The sequence below is a fragment of the Mesorhizobium sp. B2-4-7 genome (assembly GCF_006442685.1).
Classification (GTDB): Bacteria; Pseudomonadota; Alphaproteobacteria; order Rhizobiales; family Rhizobiaceae; genus Mesorhizobium.
Genome location: NZ_VFVH01000001.1, coordinates 438,978 through 465,216 on the forward strand (window position 1 = coordinate 438,978; position 26,239 = coordinate 465,216).

Sequence of the window (26,239 nt, forward strand, 5' to 3'; positions counted from 1 at the left end):
TCTTCTCCTGTTGCATCGTCACCCCCGATGCGATCCGCACGGCCGTTGATCACGGCCGCCCGGCACGAAGCAGAAGGTTGAAATCCTTCCTGACCTTCCGCGACGTCTCCTTGAGATGTGCTTCCAGCACACCGAAATCCGGCAAGTCGGTGACCGCCAGAAGCAGATCCGAAAGCCCCGGCGGCACATCGTCCCGCTCGAACTGGCCGGTGAGGCAAAGCCTGATCATCTGGGTCAGCGCCAGATAGAGGCGGTAGGCCTCGCCAAGCTCCTCCCTGACATCGGCGGCTGCGAATTGTGGCGCAAGGCGCGACAATACCTCCGCGGTTGCCGTGACCCTGCGGCCGGACTCGACATTGCCCGTGACGACGGCCACCTGGGCGATGAATTCGAGATCGATCAGGCCGCCGGCAATGAGTTTGATGTCCCAGAGGTCGCGCGGCGGCTTTTCCTTTTCGATCATGGCGCGCATGTCGGACGCTTCCGCTTTCACCTTTGCTGCGTCGCGCAATTGCCCGAGCACCGCCGCAACGTCGGCTTCGACCTCGGCACAGAGCCTGGCATCTCCGGCAATGGCGCGCGCCCGCGACAGCGCCATGTGCTCCCAGGTCCAGGCCTCCTGGCGCTGGTATTTCTTGAAGGCGTCGACGTGGGTGGCCACCGGCCCCTTGTTGCCGGACGGCCGCAGCCGCAGGTCGAGTTCATAGAGCACGCCTTCCGCGGTCGGCGCGGAAACGGCCGAGATGAGGCGCTGCGTCATCCTGGTGTAGTAATGCGAGGGCGCCAGCGGTTTTTCACCGTCGGATTCCTCGGCGTCCGCATCGTGATCGTAGAGCAGGATGAGGTCGACATCCGACCCCGCCGTCAATTCACGGCTGCCGAGCTTACCCATGCCGAGCAGCGAAACCACGCCGCCGGCGATTGTGCCATGGCGCGCCTCGAATTCGGCCATAACCGCGCGCAACGCGGCCTCAATGGTGAGGTCGGCCAGGTCAGAAAAGGCGCGGCCTGCGCGGGCCGGATCGATCGAGCCGGCGAGCAGCCGCACGCCGATCAGGAATTTCTGCTCGGAGGCAAAGATGCGCAAACGATCGAGAACGTCCTCATAGGCGCGGTCGCCTTCGAGGAAAGCGGTAAGCCGTGCCGATAGATAGCCACGATCCGGCAATTCGGTGAGAAGAGCGGGATCGAGCAGGCCATCGAACACATGTGGCCGGCGCGTGATGATCGCGGCCAGTCGTGGCGCGGCGCCCATGATCGTCGCCATAAGCTTCAGCAACGCCGGATTGGACTGGAGCAGCGAGAAGAGCTGGATGCCTGCAGGCAGGCCGGCGAGGAACTCGTCGAAACGGATCAACGCCTCATCGGCCCGACGCGTCTGGCCGAAAGCCTTGAGCAGCGCCGGCGTCAGTTCCGTCAGTCGCTCGCGCGCCTCAGCCGACTGGGTGACGCGGTAGCGACCGAAATGCCAGCCACGGATCACGCGGCAGATGTCGCTCGTTCGCTGGAAGCCGAGACCGTGCAACGTCTGCAGTGTATCGGGGTCGTCGACGTCGCCGGTGAAGACCAGATTGCCGATGCCTGCCGAAAGCTCCGGTGCGGTTTCGAACAGCGCCGCGTAGTGACGTTCGACCTGCTGCAGCGAGGCGCGGAAGCCCAGGGAAAAAGCAGCCGCATCGGCAAAGCCCAGCATGCGCGCGATTCGATCGAGCCCTTCATCATCCTCCGGCAGGGTGTGCGTCTGCTCGTCGGCCACCATCTGGATGGCATGCTCGACCCTGCGCAGGAACCAATATTGCCGGGCCAGTGCGTCGCGTGCCTCGGCGGTGATCCAGCCGCGCGCGGCCAGCTGGCCGAGCATCGGCACGGTCTCGCGGCCACGCAGTTCCGGGAAGCGGCCGCCGGCGATGAGCTGCTGCGTCTGGACGAAGAACTCGATCTCGCGGATGCCGCCGCGCCCGAGCTTGACGTTGTGGCCCTTGACCGCGATTTCGCCATGCCCCTTGTGGGCGTGGATCTGGCGTTTGATCGAATGGACGTCGGCGATCGCGGCATAGTCCATGTATTTGCGCCAGATGTAAGGCTGGAGCTCCTTGAGGAAAGCGGTGCCGGCGTCCAGATCGCCGGCCACAGGACGCGCCTTGATCATGGCAGCGCGCTCCCAGTTCTGGCCGCGCGCCTCGTAGTAGCGCAGCGCCGCCTCGACCGGGATCGCCAGCGGGGTCGAACCGGGATCGGGACGCAGCCTGAGGTCGGTGCGGAAGACATAACCATGTTCGGTGCGGTCCTGCAGGATGCGCACCAGACGGCGCGTCAGCCGCGAAAACAGCTCCGTCGCATCGAGCGGATCGACGACGGCCGACGCTTCCGGGTCGAAGAAGACCACGAGGTCGATATCGGAGGAAAAATTGAGCTCATGCGCGCCAAGCTTGCCCATGCCGAGCAGGATCCAGCCCGACCGGTTCGAGGGATTGGCGGGATCCGGCAACTTCAGCTTGCCCTGGCCATGCGCGTCGCGCAGCAGAAAATCGACGGCGGCGCGCGTGCACGCATCGGCAAGGTCGCTCAACCGCCGCACCGTAAGCGAGGTCTCGGCCTCGGCGGCCAGATCGGCCAGCGCGATCAGGAAATGCGCATCGGCCTTCCATTGCCGCAGTTCCATCATCAATCTGGATTCGGAGATCGTCTCGGAGAACGATGCCCGGTCGATCGCCACGATGATCGCCTTCAGCCGGGCCTCGACCGGCTGGTCGAAAAGCCCATCCAATATCTGCGGCCGGCGACGCGCCATGTCACGCAGGAACGGCGACAGGTCGAAGACAGCGGCCAGGAAGTCCTGCGCCTCACCCGTTCCAGCCAGGAATTTCGCCAGCCGTGTCAATCCTTCTTCGCGTGCCAAGGTGGCGATCTCGGCCAGCTCCTGCCGGGCCCGGCTGTCGTCCAGAGGAGCAAGCCTTGCCGCGGGCTTCAACAGCCAGTCCTTCGCCGTCCGCTTTGCAGCCGCCGTCATCAATGATCCTCCCGCGCGGGAAAACTCATGACCACGGATAATCCGGGATTACCAGGCAACAGATCAAGCCGGCCATAGTGGAATGTCATGACCGCCTTTGCGAGGCTGAGGCCAAGCCCGGAACCTGGCTGGGAACGGCTCTTCTCGAGCCGCACGAACCGTTCGGTCGCCCGGGCGCGATCGGCATCGTCCGGAATGCCCTGGCCATTGTCGGCGACGACAAGCCTGATTTCGCCATGCGTGCGTTCGAGCGTCACGCGGACAGCCGGCTTGGAGGTGGAATCGGTCGAGTACTTGATCGCATTGTCGACGATGTTGGACAGCGCCTGACCGATCAGCTCGCGGTTGCCGTCGACAAGGAATGCGCCATTGACCGCGGCTTCGAGCGAAACGCCAGCCTCTTCCGCCACCGGCTCGTAGAGTTCGACCACATCGCGCACGGCTGCGGCCAGATCGACGCGACTGGTGTTTTCGGAGGAATAACCCGCCTCCAGCCGGGAGATCATCAGGATGGCGTTGAAGGTCTTTATGAGCTGGTCGGACTCGGCGATGGTGCTTTCCAGCGCCTGGCGGTAGTCCGATGTCTTGTGCTTGCCCGAAAGCGTCGCCTCGGCGCGGTTGCGCAGCCGGGTCAGCGGCGTCTTCAGATCATGCGCGATGTTGTCGGAAACCTGCTTCAGTCCCTCGTTAAGCATGGCGATCCTGGCCAGCATGGCGTTGAGGTTCTCGGAAAGCCGGTCGAATTCGTCACCGGCGCCGGTCACCGGCAGCCGGCCCGAAAGATCGCCGCCCATGATGCGGCGGCTGGCTTCCGAAACGCCATCGATGCGCTTCAGCGCGGCGCGGCCGACGAAGAACCAGATCAACAGCCCGCCCAGCCCCATCATGCCGAGCGCCAGCATCAGGGAGCGGCGGATGACGGCGCGGAACCGCTCAGGTTCGCCGAGATCGCGGCCGACCAGCATGATCATCTGGTTCGGCAGGCGCAGCACCAGGGCGATCGCATTGTGGCCCTTCTCGCCTTCGGATCGGACTGCCGTATCGCCGGCCTGCGGCGTGGCCTGATCGGAAGGTGTGCTGCGCTGCCGGTCGAGTCCGCCTTCGCCGAAACGACGGTAGGAGAACGGCTCGGTCGTCCAGCCTTCGGTTTCGATGACCCCCGGCTCCAGGCTCTGGACATTGCCGGTCAGGATCTGGCCGTTGGCGTCGGCGATCAAATAGAGATTGGCGCCGGGCTGGCGCGAGCGCTGCTCCACCACGCGCACCAGGACAGGCAGGCCGCCGCGCTGGTAGGCGCGGGCAAGGCCGAGCACTTCGTCGTTGATGGTCTCCTGCGTCTGCGCGGTCAGCATGCGCGCCGAAAGCGAGGTCATGTAGAGGACAAGCAGTACGGCGCAGAGCGCGAAGAGCAAGAGATAGAGCGCCGAGAGCCGCGCAGCCGTCGTCTTCATGATGGCAGGCACGGAAAGGGCCATGCCGCCGCCTAACCGGCCCTAAGCATGTAACCGGCGCCGCGAATCGTATGCAGGATGGGCTTGTCGAAGCCTTTTTCGATCTTGCCGCGCAGTCGCGAGACATGGACGTCGATGACGTTGGTCTGCGGATCGAAATGATAATCCCAGACATTTTCGAGCAGCATGGTGCGCGTCACCACCTGACCGGCATGGCGCATCAGATATTCAAGCAGGCGGAACTCGCGTGGCTGCAGCGTGATCTCGCGTCCGGCGCGCCTGACCGAATGCGAAAGCCGGTCAAGTTCGAGATCGCCGACGCGGTAGACGGTTTCGGCTTCCTTGGCGCTGGCCCGGCGGTTCAGCACCTCGACGCGGGCGAGCAGCTCGGAAAAGGCATAGGGCTTGGTCAGATAATCGTCGCCGCCGGCGCGTAGGCCGGTGACCCGATCGTCGACCTCGCCCAGCGCCGACAGGATCAGCACCGGCGTGGCGTTGCCCCTGGAGCGCAGGCCGGCGATGACCGACAGGCCGTCGCGGCGCGGCATCATCCGGTCGATGACCATCACGTCGTAGTCGCCGGCATCGGCGAGCGCGAAGCCGGTCTCGCCGTCACCCGCGACATGCGCGGTGTGCCCGGCCTCGGTAAAGGCTTTCTGCAGATAATCCGCAGCCTCGCGATCGTCTTCTATGACGAGAATCTTCATAGGACCGTTATACGCGATTTCGCTGGAAGATTGAGTAGCCGGCATCTGCATTTTAGCCTTCGCCAAAGCGCATCGCGATCAAGATGATCCAGGCCGCGCGCGATAAAGTCTTGGTTCTCTGGTGTTACTGTCCCAGCATGCTGCCGGCATGCCGTTGCCACCAAAGCGCTCCGCTTGTTCGCTCAGCCTGAGCGCATGGTCTGCGGGTGAGTGCGGCAGCGGGCGATGGGAAGCCCGCTGCCGCCGGAGGGGAGCACGATGACTGACTAACGTGCTCGGCTCCATACTTCCCGTGCGGCGGCTCGGGGGTGTTTGAAACCACCGCACTGGAAAAGTGGTTGTCAGCCCTTGGCGACGGGCAGCGCCACGAAGCGGTTGTTGTCGTCGCGGGTAATCTGCATCAGGACGGCCTTGCGCCCGGATTTCACCGCTTCGTCCATGGCCTTGGTGACGTCGTCGGTGCCGTTGACTTCCATCGAATTGACCGCGGTGATGATGTCGCCCGGCTGGATGCCACGGTCGGCGGCATCGCTGTCGGGATCGACATCGGTCACCACCAAACCCTTGCCGTTCTCGGATTTGGTGACGGTCAGACCGAGATCGGCGAGCGTATCGGCCTTGGCCGGAGCCGCAGGCTTATCGTCGGCCGAGGCCTGCTTGTCGCTTGAAGGCAGCTTGCCGAGCTCGACCTTGACGCTCTGGCTCTTGCCGTCGCGCCAGACCGTGACGTCAACCGACTTGCCCGGCGAATAGGCGCCAATCAGGCGGGCGAGTTCCTTCGGCGAAGCAACATCCTTGCCGTCGACCTGGGTGATCACGTCACCGGCGGTGATGCCGCTCTTCTTGCCGGGGCCGTCGTCCTGAGCGCTGGATACCAATGCGCCGTTGTTGGACTTCAGGCCGAGCGATTCAGCGATGTCTGATGTGACCGGCTGGATCTCGACGCCGAGCCAGCCGCGCTGCACGGCACCGCTCTTCATCAGATCCTCGACGACCTGCTTGGCGGTCGAGGCAGGAATGTCGAAGGCGATGCCGACGCTGCCGCCGGAAGGCGAGAAGATGGCGGTGTTGATGCCGACCACCTGACCGCTGAGATTGAAGGTCGGGCCGCCAGAATTGCCGCGGTTGACGGACGCGTCGATCTGGATGAAATCGTCATAGGGACCGGCGCCGATGTCACGGCCGCGCGCCGAGACGATGCCGGCGGTGACGGTGCCGCCGAGACCGAACGGGTTGCCGACGGCCACGACCCAATCGCCGACCCGAACCTTGGAGTCATCGGCGAAGTCGACATAGGTAAACTTGCCGCCACCCTCGACCTTGAGCACCGCGAGGTCGGTGCGTGGGTCGGTACCGACCAGCTTGGCGTCGAGTTCCTTGCCGTCATTGGTTACCACGGTGAAGGCGGTGCCCTCTTCGACGACATGGTTATTGGTGACGAGATAGCCATCCTCGGAAATGAAGAAGCCCGACCCTTGAGCCACCGGGCGCGGCTCGCCATTACCGCGGTCACGATGCCCGAACCGGCGGTGGCCATCGTCGTTCTGGCCGCCCTGATCGCCAAAGCCGCGGAATTCCTTGAAAAAGCGGCGCAGCTGCGGATTGTTGGGCAAATTGTCGAAACCGTCCTGGTCGTCGGAGCCGTCATCGGCGGTGGGCTGGACCTTGGCCTTGACCTTGACGCTGACAACGGCGGGCGAAACGCGCTCGACGACATCGGCGAAGCTGGGGACCTGCGGCGCCTCGACGCGCACGGCATCGGCCAGAACGGGGCTGGTTCCGCTGGTCAACGCGCCAACGCCGATCGCGCCGGCAACGGCGACGGAAGCGACGGCAGCCAGGAGACGCTTGCGGGTGCGGGAATATGAATTGGGGGCAATATTCATGGGGTCTCGTATCCTCTTTTTCGAAGGGACGCGCCTTGTCGGCATCCTGAGGAAGAGAATTAGAGCGGCGTACATTACGACGCCATTTCCGACGCATGAAACTTTGGTAATGTTGGCGAACGATCGCCGCCTGCGCTCAATCGCGGCGCAGGATCGCCTCCAGTGCCGCCCGCTCGTCGGCGGAGAGGGATTTTGTCGCCAGTGTCCGGCGCGATCTCGCGCTGAGCACGACGAACAGGCCGCCGGCCAAAAGCAGGATCACCGGCGTGCCCCAAAGCAGAGCGTTGCGCAGGTCGAAGCGCGGCTTCAGCAGCACGAACTCGCCGTAGCGCGAAACCACATAGTCCATCACCTGCTTGTCGGTATCGCCAGCGACCAGGCGCTGGCGCACCAGAACGCGCAGGTCACGGGCAAGGTCGGCATCGGATTCGTCGATCGACTGGTTCTGGCAGACCATGCAGCGCAGCCCTTCCGACAGCGCTCGCGCTCTCGCTTCCAGCGTCGGATCGGCAAGCATCTCGTCGGGCTTCACCGCCAGCGCCGTGCCGGCAAAGGACAGCGCCAGCACTATCACGAGCGACGCGATGGACAACTTCGCCTTCATGGCAGGCCCGCGGGGCTCATGGCGCCGGCCTGCTTGCGGCGGCGCGAGGGTGCGCCGACGCGCAGGCGCCTGTCCATCAGCGACATGGCCGCACCAACCATCATGACCAGGCCGCCGCCCCAGATCAGCGTCACCAGCGGTTTCCACCACAGGCGCACCACGACCGATCCGTCATTGCCCTCGTCGCCGAGCGAAATGTAAAGCTGCGAAAGGCCCATCGTCCTGATGCCTGATTCCGTCGTCGTCGTCTGGCGTACCGGATAGAAGCGCTTGGCCGAGCTGATTTCGCCAACCGGACTGCCGCCGACGCCGATCAGTTGGAAGCGACCGCGATCCTCGCTGTAATTCGGTCCCTGCGCCGGATGGAGCCCGACGAAACGCAGAGTGTGGCCGGACAATTCGACGGTTTGCCCGGCATGCATCGACAGGATCTTCTCGGTGCCGAAGCAAAGCGTGCCGACGATGCCAAGCGTGGTCAGGCCAAGACCGAGGTGGGCAAGCGCTGTGCCGAAGACCGAGCGCGGCAGGCCGAGCAGGCGCCTGACCATGACCCTCGCAGCCACATTGCCGAACCCCGCCTTGACAGCGAGGTCGGTGAGAGCGCCGAGGATCAGCCAGACGGCAAGACCCACGCCAAGGGCTGCGAATACCGAAGCGCCGTTGATGAACAGGGCGGTGACCAGCGTTGCCAGAAGCGCCGCCGCGAAAGCTGCCATCAGGCGCTGCGCGACGGCGAAGACGTCGCCGCGCTTCCAGGCCAGCAGCGGCCCGAACGGAACCATGGCCAGCAACGGCACCATGAGCGGTCCGAAGGTGAGGTCGAAGAACGGCGCGCCGACCGAAATCTTGTCGGCCGAAAGGGCCTCGACGGCCAACGGATAGAGCGTACCGACGAGTACGGTGGCGGTGGCCGTGGTCAGGAACAAATTATTCAGCACCAGCGCGCCTTCGCGCGAAACCGGATGAAAGAGGCCGCCGGCCGTCAGCCTCGAGGCACGCAGTGCAAACAGCGTCAATGATCCACCGATGAACAACGTCAGTATGCACAGGATGAAGATGCCGCGCGTCGGATCGGTGGCGAAGGCATGCACCGAGGTCAGGACGCCCGAACGCACCAGGAAGGTGCCGAGCAACGACAGTGAAAAGGTCAGGATGGCGAGCAGCAGCGTCCAGATCTTCAGTGCCGAACGCTTTTCCATGACGATGGCCGAATGGAGCAGCGCGGTGCCCGCCAGCCACGGCATGAAGGAGGCGTTCTCGACCGGATCCCAGAACCAGAAGCCGCCCCAGCCGAGCTCGTAATAAGCCCAGTACGAGCCCATGGCGATGCCGCCGGTCAGGAACATCCAGGCCACCAGGGTCCACGGCCGTACCCATCGCGCCCAGGACGCATCGATGCGTCCGTCGATGAGCGCGGCTACCGAGAACGAGAAACAGATCGAGAAGCCGACATAGCCGAGATAGAGCAGTGGCGGGTGCACTGCGAGGCCGAGATCCTGCAAAATGGGATTGAGATCGCGCCCTTCGATGGGCGCCGGCGAAAGCCTGGCGAAGGGATTGGACGTTGCCAGGATAAACAGGAAGAATGTCGCGCCGATCGCACCCTGCACGGCAAGCACGTTGGCGCGTAGCGTCGCCGGCAGGTTGGAGCCGAAGGCGGCGACCAGCGCACCGAAGAAGGTCAGGATCAACACCCAGAGCAGCATCGAGCCTTCGTGATTGCCCCAGGTTCCAGTGATCTTATAGATCATCGGCTGCAGCGAATGGGAATTTTCCCAGACGCTGGCGACCGAGAAATCGGAGCTCGCATAGGCGCTGACCAGTGCGGCGAAGGACAGCGCCGTCAGGGCAAAGCCGGTGATCGCGACGGGAGCGCCGACCGCCATCAGGCGCTGATTGTTGGTGCGGGCGCCAAACAGCGGCACCACCGTCTGCACCAGCGCCAGCGCGAAGGCCAGGACCAGCGCGAAATGTCCGGTCTCAACCATGATCGCCAACCCGGCTATATCGAGCCTGCCTATTCACTCTTGCTCTCCTGCCAAACGCCCTTGGCCTTCAGCCCATCGGCCACTTCCTTGGGCATGTAGCGCTCGTCGTGCTTGGCCAGAACGCTGTCGGCCACAAAAACGCCATCCGGGCCGAACGTGCCCTCGGTGATGACCCCCTGCTCCTCGCGAAATAGGTCAGGCAGGATGCCTGTATAGGTGACCTTGACCGATTTATGGGTGTCGGTCACCGAAAACGCCACTGTCGCCCCCTGCCCGCGCTGGATCGTGCCTTTTTCCACCAGGCCGCCCAGCCTGATGCGCTGGCCCGGCTGCACCGTCGCCGTGGCCAGATCGGCGGGCATGTAGAAATAGGACGCCTTCTGGCCGAGCGCGTAGAATGTCAGGCCGGTGGCGGCGCCGAGGAAGGCCAGGCCGCCCGCGATCACCGACAATCGTTTCTGTTTGCGCGTCATTGTCCGGTCCAGCCCTATTGCGTCGCCGTCAGGCCGAGCGAAGCGGCAAAAGCGGTGAATTTCCTGGCTTCGTCACTGTCGGCTCCAAAGACGGCAATAGCTCGGCTCAGCGCCTCGCGCGCCTGATCGGCCTTGCCCAGCACGATGTAGGAACGAACGAGCCGCATCCATCCTTCCGGGTCGCGCGGATTCTGCCGCAGCTTCTCGTCGAGCCCGGCGACCATGGTGTTGATCATGGCTTCCCTGTCCTGCGGCGACATCGATGAAGCGGCATCGATATCGCCCGCGGTCGGTCCGTTTGCCGGCTCGCTCGAAGCGACGCCTGCATTGCCGGCGCCGGAACTATCGGACTTGGCCAGCGCCTGCTCGATCGCGCCGCGCCATGGCGAATCCTTCGGCAGCGTGCCCAGCATCGCCTGCCAGGCCGCGGCCGCCTCCTTGCTGCGACCCTCCTGGGCCAAGGCCATGGCAAGGTAGAAGCCGGCTTTGGCATTGGCCGGGTCAAGCTTCAGGGCCGCTTCGAAAGCCTCCTGGGCATCCGCCGAAACGATGCCGCCGGCGGCGCTGGCGATCGCCTCGCCGAGACCGGCCCGGCGAACGGCGCTGTCGCCGTCGAGGCGAATGGCGTTGCGATAGGCGGCGACCGCGTCGGAAAAGCGCTGCATGCGCAGATAGACCGGCGCCAGCACGTCCCATCCCCTGCCGTCGGACGGATTGGCGGCAAGATGGGCTTCGGCGCGAGCCACAAGTTCGTCGACCGAGCTGTCGGCCGGATTCTTGGCCAGCCGCTCGCTGAGCGGCTGCGAGGGCAGATCGGGCGAGCCTATGTTGATGTAGAGGCCCCAACTGACCAGCGGCACCGCCAGCACGGCCGCGGTGGCGACAAGCCGCGTCGCGACGGATGTACGTCCGACGGATGCGCTGCCGGTCTGGTCCGCATTGTCGAGACGAAGGATGCGCCGGGCGATCTCGGCGCGCGCCTCATCGGCTTCGGCAGGCTTGATCAGGCCACGGGCGGCGTCGCGGTCGAGTTCGGACAGTTGGTCGCGATAAACTTCCAGATCGTGCTCGCCGCTCGAAGACGCGCTTCTGGCGCCACCGGCCAGCGGCAGCAGCACCGCCAGGCTGGCGCCCAGCGTTAGGATTGCGGCTATGACCCAGAACAGCATGGTTCTTCCAATAACGGCAGAGCCTTGCCCTGCCAACACAAGCATACTGCGACGCTTTGACGGCGGGCGCGCCGCATATCCTTCATCGACATCAACCGGCCGGGTCCGAAATGGACCGGCTAGCCTGTCAGGTGAGCGGCGTCCAACTGCCATCGGCGTTGCGGCAAGCCGTTCCACGCGCCGTGACCCCTGCCCCGCCGGTAAAGACGGTCTGCGTGTACTGGCGGCAGTCCTGTGAGCCGACGCGGTAGGGCTGAGCCGGAACCACTTCGCCATAGCGGGACGCCTGGGTGCCCTTCCACGTCACCTTCTGGCCGCTCGTGGTGTATTCGAGCGCCTTGTATTCAGCCTCCAGCGCGCTGCGCTTCTCGGCTTCGCTAAGGCCGCTGCCGACCGACCCGCCGATGAGGCCGCCGCCCATCGCCGAAATGATCGTCGTGGCGACTTTGCCGCTGCTGGGTGGCGTGGAGGCCGGCGTCGCAGCGATGGTGGGAGCCTTGCCGCCCAAGGTGGTGCAGCCGGAAACGGCCATCAATGCGGAAACAAGCGCGACGCGAATCTTCATGCCAACAACCGGTTTTCTTGAGCTGGAGCCTGTCATGGATGAGCCGGGGGCCGCGTCATCGGAGAAGTCGGCGAGCCTATAATGTTGATATTTGTCGGAAATTTGGCCGTTGGGCCGGCTACGGAGCCAATCGGTGCGCCGCCATAACATGCCCAGTCCGTCAATGTCGATCGGCCGGGGAAAGGCATCACTGAAGGCTCCGCAATCGCACTACCGCCTTCAATCCGCCCATGCCGGACCGTTCGAGCAGCAGTATGCCTCCATACTCGTTGACGAGGTCGGCGACAATGGCCAAGCCGAGACCCGTGCCCGGCTTGGTCTCGTCCAGGCGTCGTCCGCGTTTCAACGCTTCGCGCGCTTTTTCCTCGGGTATGCCCGGTCCGTCGTCTTCGATGGCGATCTCGAACATGTTGTCGTCCTTGTCGCCCACGGGAACGACGGAAACCGAAACCGCGCTCTTCGCCCATTTCATCGCGTTTTCGAGCAGATTGCCGAGCAACTCCTCGAGGTCCTCGCGCTCGCCGGCAAAGACGATCTCGATCGGCGGCAGCGACAACGACAGGTTGGTCCGCGGATTGAGCTTCTGCAAGACCCTGACCATGCGCTGCACCAACGGCGCTATCGGCGTGCGGTAGACGACGCTGTCGCGCTGCGCCGCGACGCGGGCGCGCTGGAGATAGTGATCGACCTGCTTCTGCATGGAAGCGGCCTGTTCGGCGATCAGTTGCCCCTTGGCGCCACCAAGCGCCCGCCCCTCGTTGAGCAGCACCGCCAGCGGCGTCTTCAGGGAATGGGCGAGATTGCCGACCTGAGTCCGCGAGCGCTCGACGATACGCCGGTTGTTCTCGATCAAGGCATTGGTTTCGTTGGCAAGCGGTTCAATCTCGGCTGGAAACTGGCCGTCAAGTCTTTGCGCGGTGCCTTCGCGCACCATGGCGAGCGCGTCCCTGACCCTTCGCAGCGGTTGCAGGCCGAGCAGGATGGCGATGGCGTTGATGGCGATCATGCCGACGCCGAACAGGGAAAGGTAGGTCAGGAGGCGGCGCTGGAAGGTGGCGATCTCCTGTTCCAGTTCGGTCTTGTTGCCCATGACGCGAAAGCGGGCGGCGCGGTTCTTGGCATCGAGAACGAATTCGCTCTCGAACACGACCAACTCCTCGCCATCGATGCCTTGCGCCGCGTAGCTGCGCTGGAAATTGGCGTTGAAGGGAACGTCCGCCACATCGGGCGACGGGATCGTCCTGGTCATCGACGATGAGTGGAGATTGCCGTGCACGCCTTCCGAAGCGGGTTCGACGGACCAGTACCAGCCCGAATTCGGTTCCGAGAAGCGGAGGTCGCCGAGATCCGGAGCGCCGGTGAGCGCGCCGGTATCGGAAATGCCGATGGAGCCGATCAGGTTGAACAGATGCGCAGAAAGCAGGCTGTCGAAACCGCGCTCGCTGGCCTGGCGGTACAGCGTGGTAATGAGGGTGAAAATGACGATGAGGGTCAGGATCGCCCAGACCGTGGAAAAGGCGATGACGCGGAACGTCAGCGAGCGCGGCCACAAGCGCAGCGAGAGCCGCTTGCTCACGGTTGGGTTGGTAGGGAGCGGTTCCGCCTTACGCCTCCGGCTCACGCATGCGATAACCCATGCCGCGCACGGTTTCGATCATGTCGATGCCCATTTTCTTGCGGAGCCGTCCGACAAACACCTCGATCGTGTTGGAATCGCGGTCGAAATCCTGGTCGTAGAGATGCTCTACCAGTTCGGTCCGCGAGACGACCTCGCCCATGTGATGCATCAGGTAGGCAAGCAGGCGGAACTCATGCGATGTCAGCTTCAACGGCACGCCGGCGACATCGGCCTTCGAGGCCTTGGTGTCGAGGCGTAGCGGCCCGCAGGTCAGTTCGGATGAGGCGTGGCCGGCGGCGCGGCGGATCAGCGCCCTGACCCGCGCCAGGACCTCCTCGATGTGGAACGGCTTGGTGACATAGTCGTCCGCGCCGGCGTCGATGCCGGAGACCTTGTCGCTCCAGCGGTCGCGGGCGGTCAGGATCAGCACCGGCATCTTGCGGCCGCCGCGCCGCCAGCGCTCGACCACGCTGATGCCGTCCATCTGCGGCAGGCCGATGTCGAGCACGACCGCGTCGTAGGGCTCGGTGTCACCGAGAAAATGGCCCTCCTCGCCGTCATATGCCCGGTCGACGACATAGCCGGCGTCGACCAGCGCATCCGATATCTGCCGGTTGAGATCCTTGTCATCCTCGACGACCAGTACGCGCATGCGAAGACCACTGCCTGTTGACCGATTGCTTCAGCTATAGGCCGATTCCGCCGGCCTGGGAAACGACGGGGGGTCAGTTCTGCGGGACGACGATCTCGGAGCGGCGCGGACGCTGCCCGTTCTTGCCCGGAACGAGCACGACGATGACGCAGACCGGCTGCCCGCCTCGCGTCGACTGCGAGGCCTTGGCAAGCGTCCCGCCATTCTGCTCGGCCACCTGCTGGCCGATCGCGTAGCAGTCGGCCGCCGCCACGACAATCGATTCATCCTGCGCGGCTGCCGGCGCAACGCTTGCCGGCACCGCAAGCAGCCCCGCGCAGAGCGCCAGGGTCGCGGTTCGGAAATGGGAGCGAAGCGTTCTCATGGCCAGCGTTGTAACGCATCGGCGCTGAACGTGAAATGAACGGTGATCGCCGCTGAAACCATGCTCGCCACCCCTGCAATGCGAGACAAACAAATTGAGATTTCACCGCCCAACCCGATGAAACCCATGAAGTTCCAGTCTAGACTCCGTTTCGTTCATATTGAAAGCGCGCGTCAGGCGTTTTCCTGGGTCAGCGCCCGAAAACGCAGCAGGCCGTGATGGACAAGCAGTTCCTCGTCATACCGCGCCTCGCTGAATTCGAGCGACAGGCGTGTCTGGCCGCGAGCGCCGACCTCCAGCACCGCGTCGGCAAGGCGCGCCTCGATGGCATCCATGATGGCCCGCGTTTCGGCTTCGCCATGGGCCTTCGACCAGACATGCAGCGTAATAAGTTGATCGTCGCGGTTCTCGGCCCCGGTGTCCCAGTCAAAGGCGCAGGTCTGGCCGCATGTCACATAGGGAAAGGCGACGTTGTCGGTTGGTTGTTCGCGCAGTCCGGCGCCGCCCAGCAGAGCCGACAGGGACGGATCGCTTTTTAGCCTCAGAAACAGTGCCTGTTGCAAATCGCCGGGCGCCGTCATCGTTTCTCCCTCACCCGGTGCGCTATCGACCCTGCTCGCCAGAAGCTCTTCCGCACTCCAGACGCTTTGCCATATATAGCCATTTACCGAACGAACACGATTGCCGATTCGTTGTCACGATGATGAATCTCGATGATCTCGAAAATACGACTTCCCGACAATCTCGTCAGCGAATAGCGGGTACCCTTTGCGAACCGCAAGCATCAGCAACGCCCGGCAGCGCCGCATTTCCTAATTTCAGGAGCTGATCATGCTCGATCCAGAAAAGGCCAGGGCCGCGTCGCGCCTCCTGGTAGGCCATTGGGACAAGGGCACCCGCCTCGACGCCATACCCGAGGAATTGCGGCCGAAGACGCGGGCCGAAGGCTACGCCATCCAGTCGCACGTCATGGATCGCTCAGTGGCTCCGCTCTTCGGCTGGAAGATCGCGGCAACCAGCCTGGCCGGCCAGCGGCATATCAACGTCGACCGCCCGATGGCCGGGCGCCTCCTCGCCGAGAAGGCGGTCGAGGTTGGAGGCTCCGTTTCCCTGGCGACAAGCAAGATGCGTGTCGCCGAGATCGAATTCGCGTTCCGGTTCGGCCGTCAGTTGCCGCCTCGCCCGGCGCCTTATGAAATCGGTGATGTAATGGACGCCGTGGCGAGTTTGCATCCGGCGATCGAAATACCGGACTCCCGCTATGACGATTTCTGCGCTGTCAGCGCGCCGCAGCTCATCGCCGACAATGCTTGTGCCAATCTGTTCGTCATCGGCGAGGCGGTGGAAGACGATTGGCGCGACGTAGATCTCGCGAAGCACCCGGTGGCCGCTTTTGTCCCCGGAAAATCGCAGCATAACGGATCAGGAGCAGCCGTGTTGGGCGATCCTCGTATTGCGCTGACCTGGATCGTCAACGAATTGTCGGGCCTGGGCATAGCGCTCCAGCCGGGGCAGATCGTGATCACCGGCACTTGCGTGACGCCGATCAGCGTCGAGGCGGGCGACGAAGTCATCGGCGATTTGGGCAGGTTCGGCCGGGTCTCGGTGCGCTTCTGCTAGCAGTTTTACCCCTGTGACAATCCCCTGAGGCAGACAGGCCCCCGGTCATTGTCCTCCACGCAGCCGCACCACAACGCTGCGCACTGCAAGCACCAGCACGGTGATGACGATCAGGATCACTGAAAGTGCCGCGATCGCCGGGTCGATATTGTCGCGCAGACCCATCCACATCAACCTGGGCAGCGTGATGGCGTTGACCGAGGTGATGAACAGCGTGACGCCGATTTCCTCCCAGGAGAGCACGAAGGACAGCAGTGCCGCGGTGACGATGCCGAATTTGATGTTGGGCATGATGATGCGCGTGGCGCGCTCCCAGACGCTGGCGCCAAGGCCACGCGCTGCGAGGTCGATACGGCGGTCAAGCTGGCTGAGGGAGACCAGGATCAGCACCGTGGCGAAGGGCACCGTCATCACCGAATGCGCCATGGCCACACCCAGCCAGGTGTCGTAGCCGAAAAAGGAACTGACGCCGGAGATCGAGGTGAGCAGGAAATAGAGCGTCACCGCCGAGACCACCGGCGGCACCACCATCGGCAACAGCACGAAGCCGACCAGAGCCGCGGTGAAGCGCGGCTTGAACATCCACACGCCAAGGCTGAAGCACAGTGCCAGCACCGTCGAGATGACACTGCTGACGATGCCGATCCTGATCGAGAGCAGGATGGACTGGAGCCAGCGCGGATCCTCGACCAGCGAGCGGTAGTGGCGCAGCGACAACTCGCCCGTCGGCATCGCCAGCATGCGGCTGGGCGTCAGCGAGACCGGGATCACGGCCAGCAGCGGCAGGAGCAGGAACAGCGCCACCAGGACGGCGAGGGCCAGCGAGACGGGACCGGGGCGATAGGTCGGCATAGGCTACACCAATTGCTTCGGTCTGACGTTGCGGAAGAGCAGCGCCATCAGGATGCCGACGAACAACACCAGCACCACGCTGATGGCAGCACCCAGCCCCCAGTCCGGGCTCTGGAAGATGCGCAGATAGATCAGTTCGGCGATCATGACGCTGCGGCCACCGCCAAGGATCGCCGGCGTGACGAAGAAGCCGAGCGAGAAGACGAAGACGATCAGCGCGGAGCCGATGATGCCGGAGCGCGTCATCGGCACGAACACCGTCCAGAAGGTGCGCATGCGGCTGGAACCCAGCCCGCGCGCGGCGAGCAGCACACGCTCGTCGAGGCTGCGCATGGAAGACGCCAGCGGAAAGACGGCGAAAGGAATGAGGAAGTGCGTCATGCCGACGATGACGCCGAATTCGTTGCGCACCAGCGTCAGCGGTTCGCCAATGAAGCCGATCGACTGCAGCCAGGTGTTGATCAGGCCGCGGTTGGAGAGAAGCGCCACCCAGCCGAAGGCGCGCGTCAGCACCGATATCCAGAACGGCACCAGGATGCAGAATTCGGCCAGCACCCGCTGCGCCGGGCTGCCGCGCACCCAGACCACGGTGATGGCGTAGGCAGCGGCAACCGATACAACGGTGACGATCGCCGCGATGCGCAGCGTGCGGACGAACACCGACTGTACCAGCGGGTCGGTTATCAGCGCGCCGTACTGGCCAAGCCCCGGCGTCGGCAGCGTGAAGCTCCACTTCACCACGCCGAGGAACGGCCAGGCATAGGCGAGGCCAAGGAACAGGAGCAGCGGCGCCATCAGCAGCGCCGCGCCCATCCTATCCGAGAGAACGCCTCTCATGTCAGCCCAGCGCCGGTCAGGCGGAGATGATCTTGGTATATTCGTCCAGCGCCGCCCCGTAATTCTTGGCGTACCAGTCCATGTCGAGCGGGATCTGCTTCTTCATGTTCTCGGGATCGACCGGGTTGATGCGCTTCTTGTCGGCGGGAACCAGAGCGTCGGCAGCCGGGTTGGCCGGGCCCTGACCGAGCTTGTCGAACATGACAAGCTGCTTTGCAGGGTCCTGCGCGCTGGCGATGAACTTCATCGCCGCGTCCTTGCCGCCGGGGTTGTTCTTCAACACGGCCAGTGCGCCGGGCGAAATCAGGCCCTGGTCCCAGATGAACTTGATCTGACCGCCCGAATCCTGCTCGATCAGCGAGGCTCGCGTCGACCAGACGATCGCCATCGAGGCTTCGCCGTTGAGCAACACGCTCTGGCTTTCCGCGCCGCCGCCCCAATAGGCGACGACGTTCTCCTTGAACGCGGCGATCTTGTCATGCGCGCGCTTGAGGTCGAGCGGATAGAGCGACGCCGGCGCGATGCCGTCGGCGAGAAGAGCCGCCTCCCAGCTCGACACGCCCCATTTGTAGAGGGAGCGCTTGCCGGGGAATTTCTTCACGTCGAAGAAATCGGCCATGCCGGTCGGGGCATTGCTGCCGTATTTCTGCGAATCGTAGGCGATCACATAGGAGAAGAAATAGGTCGAGGCGGCGTAATCCCAGCCGAAACCCGGCCGCATCTTCTTCTTGTCGACTATTGTGTAGTCGATCGGCTCGAGCATGCCTTGCGCGCCAAGCGTGATGGCCGAGAACGGGTCGACGTCGACAAGATCCCAGGTCGGCGCACCGCTTTTAAATTGTGCCGCGATGGCCCCTTCGGTCGGGCCGGAGCCATCCATCTTGACGGTGATGCCGGTGTCCTTGGTGAAAGCCTGGCCATAGGCGGCGTCGTAAGCCGTGATGGCGTCGCCGCCCCAGTTGACCAGCACCAGTTCCTTCGCGGCGGCAAAGGACTTGGTCGAGCGCAGCAGCAGCGGCGTGCCGGCAAGCACGAGGCCTGCAAGTTGCGTGAATTGCCGGCGCGAGATCTCACCGCGCCTTGTCCTTTCGGAGAGCGTTTCGATGGCCTGTTTCTTGGTATCGTTCATGTTAGTTCCCCTTGTTTTCGTTGATCGAATCCGGAATCCGGTGCGGCGAATTCAGGCCGCGCCGGTGCTCATTGCCCTCCGTCCGGAAGGAGGAAACCCTTTTCCGCCGGCCAGGTCAGCCAGACGGAATTGCCTTTGCTGAGTGCCGCGGCCGCGACCTCGTTCGGCACCGAAACGGTCACTTTCGCACCTTGGCGTGTCGTAAGGTCGAGTTTGGTCGCCGCGCCCAGATAGGTCGATCCGATCGCGGTGGCAGCAATGCCGTTCTCGCCTGCCGCCGCCTCGCGCGCTATCGACATATGTTCTGGCCGGATCGCCAGGATGGCATTGCCACCCACTGCTTCGGCGTTGCCGCGCAGCTTGATTGCCCGGTCTTCGCAGAGCGCGGTCGCGCCATGGTCGGCGACGCGCACGCCCTTCAGCGGCAGCATATTGATCTCGCCCAGGAACTCGGCGACGAAGCGGTTGGCGGGCCGGTCATAGACCTCGTCAGGCGCTCCGACCTGCAACAATTTGCCATGGTTGAAGATGGCGACACGCGAGGACAGCGCCAGCGCCTCGCTCTGGTCGTGGGTGACGAAGACGAAGGTGGTGCCGGTCTCCTGGTGCAGGCGCTTCATCTCGGCCTGCATCTGGCCGCGCAGGCTCTTGTCGAGCGCCGAGAACGGCTCGTCGAGCAAAAGCACGCCCGGCTCGAACACCAGCGCGCGGGCCAGCGCCACGCGTTGTTGCTGGCCGCCGGAAAGCTGCGCCGGCAGCTTCTTCTCGTGGCCGAGCAGACCGACGCGCTCTATCATCTCGCCGACGCTACGCTTGATCTCGGCGGCAGATTTCTTGCGCACCTTGAGGGGAAAGGCGATGTTTTGCTCGACGCTCATATGCGGGAAGAGCGCATAGCCCTGGAACACCATGCCGGCGGCGCGCTGCTCGGCCGGCCGGTCGGTAATGTCGACGCCGTCGCTGAACAGGCGGCCCTCGCTGGGCTGCAGGAAGCCGGCCAGGATCATCAGGAAGGTGGTCTTGCCGGAGCCGGAGGGGCCGAGCAGCGTCAAAAACTCGCCGCGGCCGATATTGAGCGTCAGATTGTCCAGCGCACGGAACGAGCCGAAGCTCTTGCCGATCCCGTTCGCCTTGATCTCTGCGGCCCGGCCGGGTTGCTGCATCCTGCCTCTTCTTTGGTGGCTGGGGGAAATCGTAGGCAGCGCGAAGGCTCACCGCAACCGAATAGTTTTCGCCTGATCGGCAAATTTGATTCATCTATGGCGAATGCCGGCGACGCTGGAGCCGCGAAATTCACCTCTCCTGGGGGAGATCAGTTGATCTCAATATGTCCGCAACCTGTTCTCCGATAGCTTCGACCTCAACCATCCCCCAAACGCCTCCAGCACAGGGTGACCCGCCTTGGCGTGCTCGGAAACCAGGAAATAGGAACGCGGCGACGGGATCGAGGTCTCGAACGGCTTGACCAGCCGGCCCTCACTCAGCGCCCGGCGGCTGGTCAGCTCGTCCCCCATGGCGATGCCCTGGCCGGCAATCGCCGCCGAGAAAACGAGGTTCATGTCGGAAAAGAAGATGCCGCCCTCGGTGTCGGGGTTCTCGACCTTGGCCAGCGCGAGCCAGCGCGCCCAGTCCTCCGTATCGCCAAGATGCAGCAGGTTGGCGCGCAGGACGTCGGCGGGCTTGGAAAAGCCGCCCACTTTGTTGAGTAGCGTCGGGCTGCAGAGCGGCGTGAACGAGATATCGCACAGCAGTTCCACCACGCGGTTCGGCCAGTTGCCGACGCCAAAGGCAATGAAGGCGTCGGCGTCCGGATTGCTGACGTCGTCGAGCCGCCGGGGCGTCAGTATGCTCAGCGCCACGTCCGGATACATCTGCCGGAACTCGCCGATATGGGTGCACAAGAACAGCGAGGCGAAGCCTGGTGTGCATGAGACTGCGAAGGAGCCGCCGACCCCGGTGCCGGCGTTTTGCGCCACCGCGTCGCCGAGCACGGTCAGCGCCTTGCGCACGTCCGCGGCATAGCGCTGGCCGCGCGGCGTCAGCGCCACGCCCTTGCCGATGCGCTCCAGCAGATCGAAGCCGAGGTCGCGTTCGAGCAAGCGCAATTGATGGCTGACCGCACTGCGGGTGAGGTGCAATTCGTCGGCGGCGCGCCAGACGCTGCCATGACGGGCGAAACTGTCGAGGGCGCGCAGCGCCTGCGTCGATGGAATTCTCAAGAGGTGAACCGAATTTGCACGAACCGGGAAAACATATCACTTTTTGGCAAGCCGCTTCACTGCTTTCTTTGGCGCATGGAAAAACCGGTGACGACATCGGCGCAAGAAACCGCTCTTGCCTGCCTCGACGGCATCCAGCCGCTGCTGTCGGCCTGGACGCGCACCATCTTCGACTTCGGCGAGACCGCCTGGCGCGAGTACCAGTCGGCAGATTGGTATGTCGATCGGCTGAAGCGCGAGGGGTTTGCGGTCGAGGAAGGCTCCGCGGGCATGCCGACGGCCTTCTGCGCCCACTGGACCAATGGAGACGGTCCGACCATCGGCATGTATGCCGAATATGACGCCGTGCCCGGCAACTGCCAGAACGCTGCCACGGTGAAGCGGCCCCGCCCAGGGCTCGGCTCCGAAGCCGGCGGCCATACCGATCCGCACTCGGGCCTGGGCATGGCCAGCCTGGGCGGTCTGCTCGCCACAAAGGCCGCCATGCAGCGCCACGGCATTGCAGGCACGCTGCGCTTCACCGGCGAGCCGGCGGAGAAGGTGCGCGGCTCGAAACCGATCCATGCAGCCAAAGGCTATTATGACGGCCTTGCCGGCATGATCTCCTTCCATCCCTTCTACATGCTGCCGCTCTGCAACACTGCGCGCTGGGACACCCATTGCGGCGCTGCCTACGCGATGATCTATCGCTTCATCTGCGATGAGCCCGAGAATTGGGCACGCGCCGCCGGCGACGGCGCCCCGATCCCGCAGGCACATTCGGCGGTTCGCGCGCCCGGCGCCAACGACGCGCTGATGACGATGTACATAGCCTCCAAGGCGCTGCGCGATTCCATGCTGCCGCACCAGGGCGGCTGGTCGATCAGCGAGGCGATCCTGACGGCGGGCCAGGCCACCGCCGACAATCTGCCGGCAGGCCTTGCCGAGATCCAGTACATGATCCGTGTTCCGACCATCGCCATGGCCGAGCAGGTCACCGCCGTGCTCGACCGAAACGCCTCGGCCGCCGCCGCGATCAGCGGCTGCCGCTACGAACGGCACTGGGTTTCGAAGTCGCGGCCGGGGCTGGCCAATCATGCCATGGCCGGGATCGCCTATGAGGCGTTGGCGAGCGTCGGCCCGCCCCGCTGGGACGAGGCGGCGAAGAAGATCGCCCGCGAGATCCAGGTCAATGCCGGTGGGGTGGCGAGCGAAAACCCCTTCATCGACGAGCTGGAGCGGCTGATTGCACCACAGGAGGCAGAGGCGATCCTGCGCCGCGACCTGCCGCCGTCGCAGGTGAACTCGACCTCGGACGACTACACCGATATGAGCTGGCACGCGCCGACGGCGCGTTTCTATGTCGCCCGCCCTGCCCTGCGTTCGGCAAACGGTCATGTTTTTCCAGCTTGGGCGATGAACGCGCTGGGTGGCATCCCGGCGACCATCGACCCGATGGTCATCTGCGCGGCGAAGACCGTCGCGCTATCCGCCCTTCGCCTGCTGGAAGACAAGGCCGCGCGCGACATGGCGATGGACGAGTTCGTCACCCGAACCGGCGGCGGCATTGGCGGTTCGACCTGGATCGCCCCGCTCTGCGACTACGATCCGCCCATCAACTTCCGCTGGCCGGAATATGTCACCACGCCGCGCGGCCGCGACTGGTGGATACCAAGCAAGCAATGACCGCAAACGCCCATACGAGGAGAACCGCATGACCGTTCATGACCGCATCATCGCCGAGCCGTTTTCGCTGCAGCGCCGCAACCCGGCCGGCGGCACCAAGCCGCTGACATCATGGGGTTTCGCCAACGAGACCGACGTCTTGACCGACGTGCTGCTCGGCTCGCCCAATTTCCTGCGCCATCTCTCGACCAGCTCCCTGTCGCGCAAGCACCTGCGCGAGGCGCCCTGCAACATCCAGATCGCGCAGGCACAACACAAGGATCTGGTCGCGGCCTATGAGCATTTCGGCGTCAACATCCACTGGCACGAGCCGACGCCGGAGCTGCCGATGCAGGTCTACTCCCGCGATTCCAGCGTAATGACGCCGTACGGCGCCATCATCACCGCCATGGCCAATTGGTGGCGGCGCGGCGAGAATTACGCCGCCATCCGCACCTATGAAAAACTCGGCATCCCGATCTACGACATGGTCACCGCAGGCACCTTCGAGGGCGGCGATTTCAACGTCATCGAGGATGGCGTGGTGCTGATCGGCTGCGGCGGCGCCCGCACGCAGGAAGAAGGCGCCCGGCAGGTGCAGGCCTGGTTCGAAAAAGAGGGTTGGGAAACACGAATCGCCTTCATCGACGAGTACTATGTCCATATCGACCTGATGGTGGTGCCGATCGCGGAAAAGCTCACCGCCGTCTGCCTCGCCTGCACCGAGCCGGGGATCGTCGACTGGCTGAGGGGCAAAGGGCACGAGATCATCGACGTGCCGTTCCAGGACACGATGGCGCTCGGCTGCAACTTCATGTCGCTGGGCAAGGACAGGGTGATCGCGCCGACATCCAGCCAGTCGCTGATCGGTCAACTCAAGGCGCGCGGCTTCGAAGTGGCGGCCGTCGACATGAGCGAGATCTCCAAGACCGGCGGCGGCATCCACTGCATGGCGCAGGCGTTGAAGCGCGAGGCGGCCTGAGCCCGGAACGGCAACCCCATCTTCGCCCGCCTGATCAGCGTCAGGCGGGTGAATGGCGGTTTGTACCGCCCCCATCAACAAACCCTGCAGGTGTGTCCTCGCCACCCTTGTGGGCGTCCGCAAATGGATGAATAGTCAGGGCGGCGTCGCCCTGAAACTGCCCGCTTGGTTTTCAGGCCGCGCCATAGCCGTCCGGGTTTTTGAATGGTCAGTCCTGAACCACGCAAGAGAAGAGGTGCGATCGCCGCCCGGCTGCTGGCGCTCGACGCATGGATCGATTCTTCTCTCTACGAGATCGGGTTCAAGGCGCGCCAGTTCTGGGAGGGCGCGACGATTTTCTCCCGGCGTTTCCGCGTCAACGGCTGGCGCCGTGGCATCGTCGAGCTTTTGAGCGAAGGTTTCACGCTTGGCGCCGGCGGCATCGTCGTCATGCTGGCGCTGGCTATTCCCGCCTTCCAGGACACGGCCGGCGACTGGCGCGCCCAGGGCGACTTCGCCGTTACCTTCCTCGACCGTTATGGCGACGAGATCGGCCAGCGCGGCATCATCCAGCGCGATTCCGTGCCGGTCGACGAAATGCCGGACCACGTCATCAAGGCGGTGCTTGCCACCGAGGACCGGCGCTTCTTCGACCATTACGGCATCGACGTTCTCGGCCTGTCGCGCGCAATCTTCGAAAATGTGCGGGCAAACTCGGTCGTCCAGGGCGGCTCCAGCATCACGCAGCAGCTGGCCAAGAACCTGTTCCTGACCAATGAGCGCACCTTCGAGCGCAAGATCAAGGAAGCCTTCCTGTCGCTGTGGCTCGAAGCCAATCTGTCGAAGAAGGAAATCTTGCAGCTCTATCTCGACCGCGCCTATATGGGCGGCGGCACGTTCGGCATCGAGGCGGCGGCGGACTTCTATTTCGGCAAGAGCGTCAAGGACCTCAATCTCGCCGAGGCGGCGATGCTTGCAGGCCTGTTCAAGGCGCCGACCAAATACGCGCCGCACATCAACCTGCCGGCGGCGCGCGCGCGCGCCAATGTGGTGCTGTCCAATCTCGTCGATTCCGGCTTCATGACCGAGGGCCAGGTGCTGCAGGCAAGGCTGCATCCGGCCGATGTCGTCGACCGCGGCGAACAGAAGAGCCCCGATTATTTCCTCGACTGGGCCTTCGACGAGGTCAAGAAGATCGCCAAGCCCGGGCAGCACTCGCTGGTGGCGCACACCACCTTCGACGCCAACATCCAGAAGGCGGCAGAAGAGTCGGTGGAGTTCCACCTGCGCCAGTTCGGCAAGGAGTACAACGTCACCGAAGGCGCCGTGGTGGTCATCGAGACCAACGGCGCGGTGCGCGCGATCGTCGGCGGCCGCGACTATGGCGCCAGCCAGTTCAACCGCGCCACCAAGGCACTGCGCCAGACCGGCTCCTCCTTTAAGCCCTACGTCTATGCAACGGCGATGGAGCACGGCTTTACGCCGAATTCGATCGTATCAGGCGGGCCGATCAGCTGGGGCAACTGGTCGCCGCACAATTACGGTGGCGAGTCGGCGGGCAAGGTCCCGCTGATCGTGGCCATGGCCAAGTCGATCAACACGGTGCCCGTGCGGCTTGCCAAGGACTATCTCGGCATCGGGCCGATCAAGGCGATGGCGGAATCATTCGGCGTGGAATCGCCGCTCGAAGCGCACAAGACCATGGTGCTCGGCACCTCGGGCATGACCGTGATGGACCAGGCGACGGGCTACAGCGTGTTCGCGCAGAACGGCTTCGTCGGCTCCAGGCATGGCATCACGCAGCTCGTCACCCGCACCGGCGAGGTGGTCTACGATTTCGCCAAGGATGCGCCGCCGCCGCACCGCGTGCTGTCCGAGCAGGCGCTGAAATCGATGAACACCATGCTTGTCGCGGTACCGGCGATGGGTACCGCCAGGCGCGCGCAGATCCCCAACATCGTCGTCGCCGGCAAGACCGGCACGACGCAATCCTACCGCGATGCCTGGTTCGTCGGCTTCACCGGCAACTACACGGCGGCCGTCTGGCTGGGCAATGACGATTTCACCCCGACCAAGAACATGACAGGCGGCTCGCTGCCGGCGATGGTGTGGCAGCGGCTCATGGTCTATGCGCATCAGAACATCGACCTCAAGCCTATCCCCGGCATCGACAAGCCCTTCGTCGACGAGGAGATCGCGGCCAAGGCCGCGGAAGCGCAGAAGAAGAGCGAGGAACAGGCAGCGGCCGATGCCGCCGCCGAACGGCCGCCGGTGCTGTCCAGCCGGACGACACAGACGCTCAGGGACATGACCCACCTGTTCGAAACGGCGCGCAGGCTCGGTGCATCGGCTCCGCCCGAAACGCTGTCGGCGCTGTGATCGCGGCGCCTCTTCCCTTCTGCCTTCGGGAAGATGGAAAAGCCACACCTTGCGAATCCGCGTCCTGCGGCTTGCCACACGACCCCGCGCCGCGATATCCCCGAGCGGCAA

22 protein-coding genes are annotated in these 26,239 nt (G+C 64.2%); 4 read left to right on the forward strand and 18 right to left on the reverse strand.

Annotated elements, in window-relative coordinates; translation table 11 throughout:
- Nucleotides 1–49 precede the first annotated feature (49 nt).
- The 13 genes from FJ946_RS02210 to FJ946_RS02270 form a co-directional block, all read right to left on the reverse strand.
- Nucleotides 50–3,010: a bifunctional [glutamine synthetase] adenylyltransferase/[glutamine synthetase]-adenylyl-L-tyrosine phosphorylase gene (locus FJ946_RS02210; protein WP_140567690.1), complete on the reverse strand. Its 2,961-nt coding sequence runs from the start codon at nucleotides 3,008–3,010 to the stop codon at nucleotides 50–52.
- Entirely contained in the window at nucleotides 3,010–4,485 is a 1,476-nt protein-coding gene (locus FJ946_RS02215) for a HAMP domain-containing sensor histidine kinase (RefSeq protein ID WP_140567688.1), read from the reverse strand. Before FJ946_RS02215 ends, FJ946_RS02210 begins: the two co-directional genes overlap by 1 nt.
- 8 nt (nucleotides 4,486–4,493) lie before the next feature.
- The gene (locus tag FJ946_RS02220; RefSeq protein ID WP_181165141.1) at nucleotides 4,494–5,168 is read right to left on the reverse strand and encodes a response regulator transcription factor; all 675 of its coding nucleotides are present in this window, start codon (nucleotides 5,166–5,168) and stop codon (nucleotides 4,494–4,496) included.
- Nucleotides 5,169–5,509: 341 nt separating this feature from the next.
- Nucleotides 5,510–7,054, reverse strand: a complete 1,545-nt coding sequence (locus tag FJ946_RS02225; protein ID WP_140494686.1) for a Do family serine endopeptidase — start codon at nucleotides 7,052–7,054, stop codon at nucleotides 5,510–5,512.
- A gap of 136 nt (nucleotides 7,055–7,190) precedes the next feature.
- Nucleotides 7,191–7,658 (reverse strand): cytochrome c-type biogenesis protein, encoded by a 468-nt coding sequence (locus tag FJ946_RS02230; protein WP_140567685.1) that lies wholly within the window; start codon nucleotides 7,656–7,658, stop codon nucleotides 7,191–7,193.
- Nucleotides 7,655–9,646: a heme lyase CcmF/NrfE family subunit gene (locus tag FJ946_RS02235; protein WP_140494690.1), complete on the reverse strand. Its 1,992-nt coding sequence runs from the start codon at nucleotides 9,644–9,646 to the stop codon at nucleotides 7,655–7,657. Before FJ946_RS02235 ends, FJ946_RS02230 begins: the two co-directional genes overlap by 4 nt.
- Before the next feature lie 29 nt (nucleotides 9,647–9,675).
- Nucleotides 9,676–10,119, reverse strand: coding sequence for a cytochrome c maturation protein CcmE (gene ccmE, locus FJ946_RS02240; protein WP_140494692.1), 444 nt, complete (start codon nucleotides 10,117–10,119; stop codon nucleotides 9,676–9,678).
- A gap of 14 nt (nucleotides 10,120–10,133) precedes the next feature.
- Complete coding sequence (ccmI, locus tag FJ946_RS02245; RefSeq protein WP_140567682.1) at nucleotides 10,134–11,288, reverse strand: c-type cytochrome biogenesis protein CcmI; 1,155 nt, start codon at nucleotides 11,286–11,288, stop codon at nucleotides 10,134–10,136.
- Between the two features lie 127 nt (nucleotides 11,289–11,415).
- Nucleotides 11,416–11,853: a hypothetical protein gene (locus FJ946_RS02250; protein WP_140520719.1), complete on the reverse strand. Its 438-nt coding sequence runs from the start codon at nucleotides 11,851–11,853 to the stop codon at nucleotides 11,416–11,418.
- Between the two features lie 187 nt (nucleotides 11,854–12,040).
- Nucleotides 12,041–13,429 carry an ATP-binding protein gene (locus tag FJ946_RS02255; RefSeq protein ID WP_281405113.1) on the reverse strand — a complete coding sequence of 463 codons (1,389 nt, stop codon included), beginning with the start codon at nucleotides 13,427–13,429 and terminating at the stop codon, nucleotides 12,041–12,043.
- Between the two features lie 28 nt (nucleotides 13,430–13,457).
- A complete protein-coding gene (locus tag FJ946_RS02260) occupies nucleotides 13,458–14,123 on the reverse strand; it encodes a response regulator transcription factor (RefSeq protein ID WP_140494700.1) in 666 nt (221 codons plus the stop codon).
- Nucleotides 14,124–14,196: 73 nt separating this feature from the next.
- On the reverse strand, nucleotides 14,197–14,487 hold the full coding sequence (locus tag FJ946_RS02265; protein ID WP_140494702.1) for a hypothetical protein: 291 nt from the start codon (nucleotides 14,485–14,487) through the stop codon (nucleotides 14,197–14,199).
- A 173-nt stretch (nucleotides 14,488–14,660) separates the two neighbouring features.
- Nucleotides 14,661–15,068, reverse strand: coding sequence for a DUF3168 domain-containing protein (locus FJ946_RS02270; protein WP_140494704.1), 408 nt, complete (start codon nucleotides 15,066–15,068; stop codon nucleotides 14,661–14,663).
- 250 nt (nucleotides 15,069–15,318) lie between these two features.
- Between FJ946_RS02270 and FJ946_RS02275 the strand changes: the two genes are divergently transcribed.
- Nucleotides 15,319–16,107 carry a fumarylacetoacetate hydrolase family protein gene (locus FJ946_RS02275; protein ID WP_140567680.1) on the forward strand — a complete coding sequence of 263 codons (789 nt, stop codon included), beginning with the start codon at nucleotides 15,319–15,321 and terminating at the stop codon, nucleotides 16,105–16,107.
- 45 nt (nucleotides 16,108–16,152) lie between these two features.
- On the opposite strand, the gene FJ946_RS02280 is transcribed toward FJ946_RS02275, so the two are convergent.
- The 5 genes from FJ946_RS02280 to FJ946_RS02300 all read right to left on the reverse strand — a co-directional run bounded on the left by FJ946_RS02280 (nucleotide 16,153) and on the right by FJ946_RS02300 (nucleotide 21,144).
- The gene (locus FJ946_RS02280) at nucleotides 16,153–16,959 is read right to left on the reverse strand and encodes an ABC transporter permease (RefSeq protein WP_140494707.1); all 807 of its coding nucleotides are present in this window, start codon (nucleotides 16,957–16,959) and stop codon (nucleotides 16,153–16,155) included.
- 3 nt (nucleotides 16,960–16,962) lie between these two features.
- Nucleotides 16,963–17,796, reverse strand: coding sequence for an ABC transporter permease (locus FJ946_RS02285; protein ID WP_140567677.1), 834 nt, complete (start codon nucleotides 17,794–17,796; stop codon nucleotides 16,963–16,965).
- A gap of 16 nt (nucleotides 17,797–17,812) precedes the next feature.
- Entirely contained in the window at nucleotides 17,813–18,925 is a 1,113-nt protein-coding gene (locus tag FJ946_RS02290) for an ABC transporter substrate-binding protein (RefSeq protein ID WP_140494711.1), read from the reverse strand.
- Nucleotides 18,926–18,993: 68 nt separating this feature from the next.
- Complete coding sequence (locus FJ946_RS02295) at nucleotides 18,994–20,088, reverse strand: ABC transporter ATP-binding protein (protein WP_140517966.1); 1,095 nt, start codon at nucleotides 20,086–20,088, stop codon at nucleotides 18,994–18,996.
- A gap of 159 nt (nucleotides 20,089–20,247) precedes the next feature.
- On the reverse strand, nucleotides 20,248–21,144 hold the full coding sequence (locus FJ946_RS02300; protein ID WP_140494716.1) for a LysR substrate-binding domain-containing protein: 897 nt from the start codon (nucleotides 21,142–21,144) through the stop codon (nucleotides 20,248–20,250).
- A 75-nt stretch (nucleotides 21,145–21,219) separates the two neighbouring features.
- Between FJ946_RS02300 and FJ946_RS02305 the strand changes: the two genes are divergently transcribed.
- From FJ946_RS02305 to FJ946_RS02315, 3 genes are all read left to right on the forward strand, one after another.
- Nucleotides 21,220–22,809 (forward strand): amidohydrolase, encoded by a 1,590-nt coding sequence (locus FJ946_RS02305; RefSeq protein WP_181167740.1) that lies wholly within the window; start codon nucleotides 21,220–21,222, stop codon nucleotides 22,807–22,809.
- Nucleotides 22,810–22,837: 28 nt separating this feature from the next.
- The gene (locus FJ946_RS02310) at nucleotides 22,838–23,770 is read left to right on the forward strand and encodes a dimethylarginine dimethylaminohydrolase family protein (protein WP_140494721.1); all 933 of its coding nucleotides are present in this window, start codon (nucleotides 22,838–22,840) and stop codon (nucleotides 23,768–23,770) included.
- Between the two features lie 204 nt (nucleotides 23,771–23,974).
- Complete coding sequence (locus tag FJ946_RS02315; protein WP_140494725.1) at nucleotides 23,975–26,128, forward strand: penicillin-binding protein 1A; 2,154 nt, start codon at nucleotides 23,975–23,977, stop codon at nucleotides 26,126–26,128.
- The last annotated feature ends 111 nt before the right edge of the window (nucleotides 26,129–26,239 follow it).

Bases quoted from the DNA above. Each gene is read 5' to 3' on its own strand.
- FJ946_RS02315 (WP_140494725.1), top strand. From the start codon at position 23,975: ATGGTCAGTCCTGAACCACGCAAGAGAAGAGGTGCGATCGCCGCCCGG.
- FJ946_RS02250 (WP_140520719.1), bottom strand. From the start codon at position 11,853: ATGAAGATTCGCGTCGCGCTTGTTTCCGCATTGATGGCCGTTTCCGGC.
- FJ946_RS02295 (WP_140517966.1), bottom strand. From the start codon at position 20,088: ATGCAGCAACCCGGCCGGGCCGCAGAGATCAAGGCGAACGGGATCGGC.
- FJ946_RS02220 (WP_181165141.1), bottom strand. From the start codon at position 5,168: ATGAAGATTCTCGTCATAGAAGACGATCGCGAGGCTGCGGATTATCTG.
- ccmE (WP_140494692.1), bottom strand. From the start codon at position 10,119: ATGACGCGCAAACAGAAACGATTGTCGGTGATCGCGGGCGGCCTGGCC.
- FJ946_RS02265 (WP_140494702.1), bottom strand. From the start codon at position 14,487: ATGAGAACGCTTCGCTCCCATTTCCGAACCGCGACCCTGGCGCTCTGC.
- FJ946_RS02235 (WP_140494690.1), bottom strand. From the start codon at position 9,646: ATGGTTGAGACCGGACATTTCGCGCTGGTCCTGGCCTTCGCGCTGGCG.
- FJ946_RS02270 (WP_140494704.1), bottom strand. From the start codon at position 15,068: ATGACGGCGCCCGGCGATTTGCAACAGGCACTGTTTCTGAGGCTAAAA.
- FJ946_RS02210 (WP_140567690.1), bottom strand. From the start codon at position 3,010: ATGACGGCGGCTGCAAAGCGGACGGCGAAGGACTGGCTGTTGAAGCCC.
- FJ946_RS02310 (WP_140494721.1), top strand. From the start codon at position 22,838: ATGACCGTTCATGACCGCATCATCGCCGAGCCGTTTTCGCTGCAGCGC.
- FJ946_RS02290 (WP_140494711.1), bottom strand. From the start codon at position 18,925: ATGAACGATACCAAGAAACAGGCCATCGAAACGCTCTCCGAAAGGACA.
- FJ946_RS02305 (WP_181167740.1), top strand. From the start codon at position 21,220: ATGGAAAAACCGGTGACGACATCGGCGCAAGAAACCGCTCTTGCCTGC.
- ccmI (WP_140567682.1), bottom strand. From the start codon at position 11,288: ATGCTGTTCTGGGTCATAGCCGCAATCCTAACGCTGGGCGCCAGCCTG.
- FJ946_RS02215 (WP_140567688.1), bottom strand. From the start codon at position 4,485: ATGGCCCTTTCCGTGCCTGCCATCATGAAGACGACGGCTGCGCGGCTC.
- FJ946_RS02280 (WP_140494707.1), bottom strand. From the start codon at position 16,959: ATGCCGACCTATCGCCCCGGTCCCGTCTCGCTGGCCCTCGCCGTCCTG.
- FJ946_RS02225 (WP_140494686.1), bottom strand. From the start codon at position 7,054: ATGAATATTGCCCCCAATTCATATTCCCGCACCCGCAAGCGTCTCCTG.
- FJ946_RS02275 (WP_140567680.1), top strand. From the start codon at position 15,319: ATGCTCGATCCAGAAAAGGCCAGGGCCGCGTCGCGCCTCCTGGTAGGC.
- FJ946_RS02285 (WP_140567677.1), bottom strand. From the start codon at position 17,796: ATGAGAGGCGTTCTCTCGGATAGGATGGGCGCGGCGCTGCTGATGGCG.
- FJ946_RS02260 (WP_140494700.1), bottom strand. From the start codon at position 14,123: ATGCGCGTACTGGTCGTCGAGGATGACAAGGATCTCAACCGGCAGATA.
- FJ946_RS02230 (WP_140567685.1), bottom strand. From the start codon at position 7,658: ATGAAGGCGAAGTTGTCCATCGCGTCGCTCGTGATAGTGCTGGCGCTG.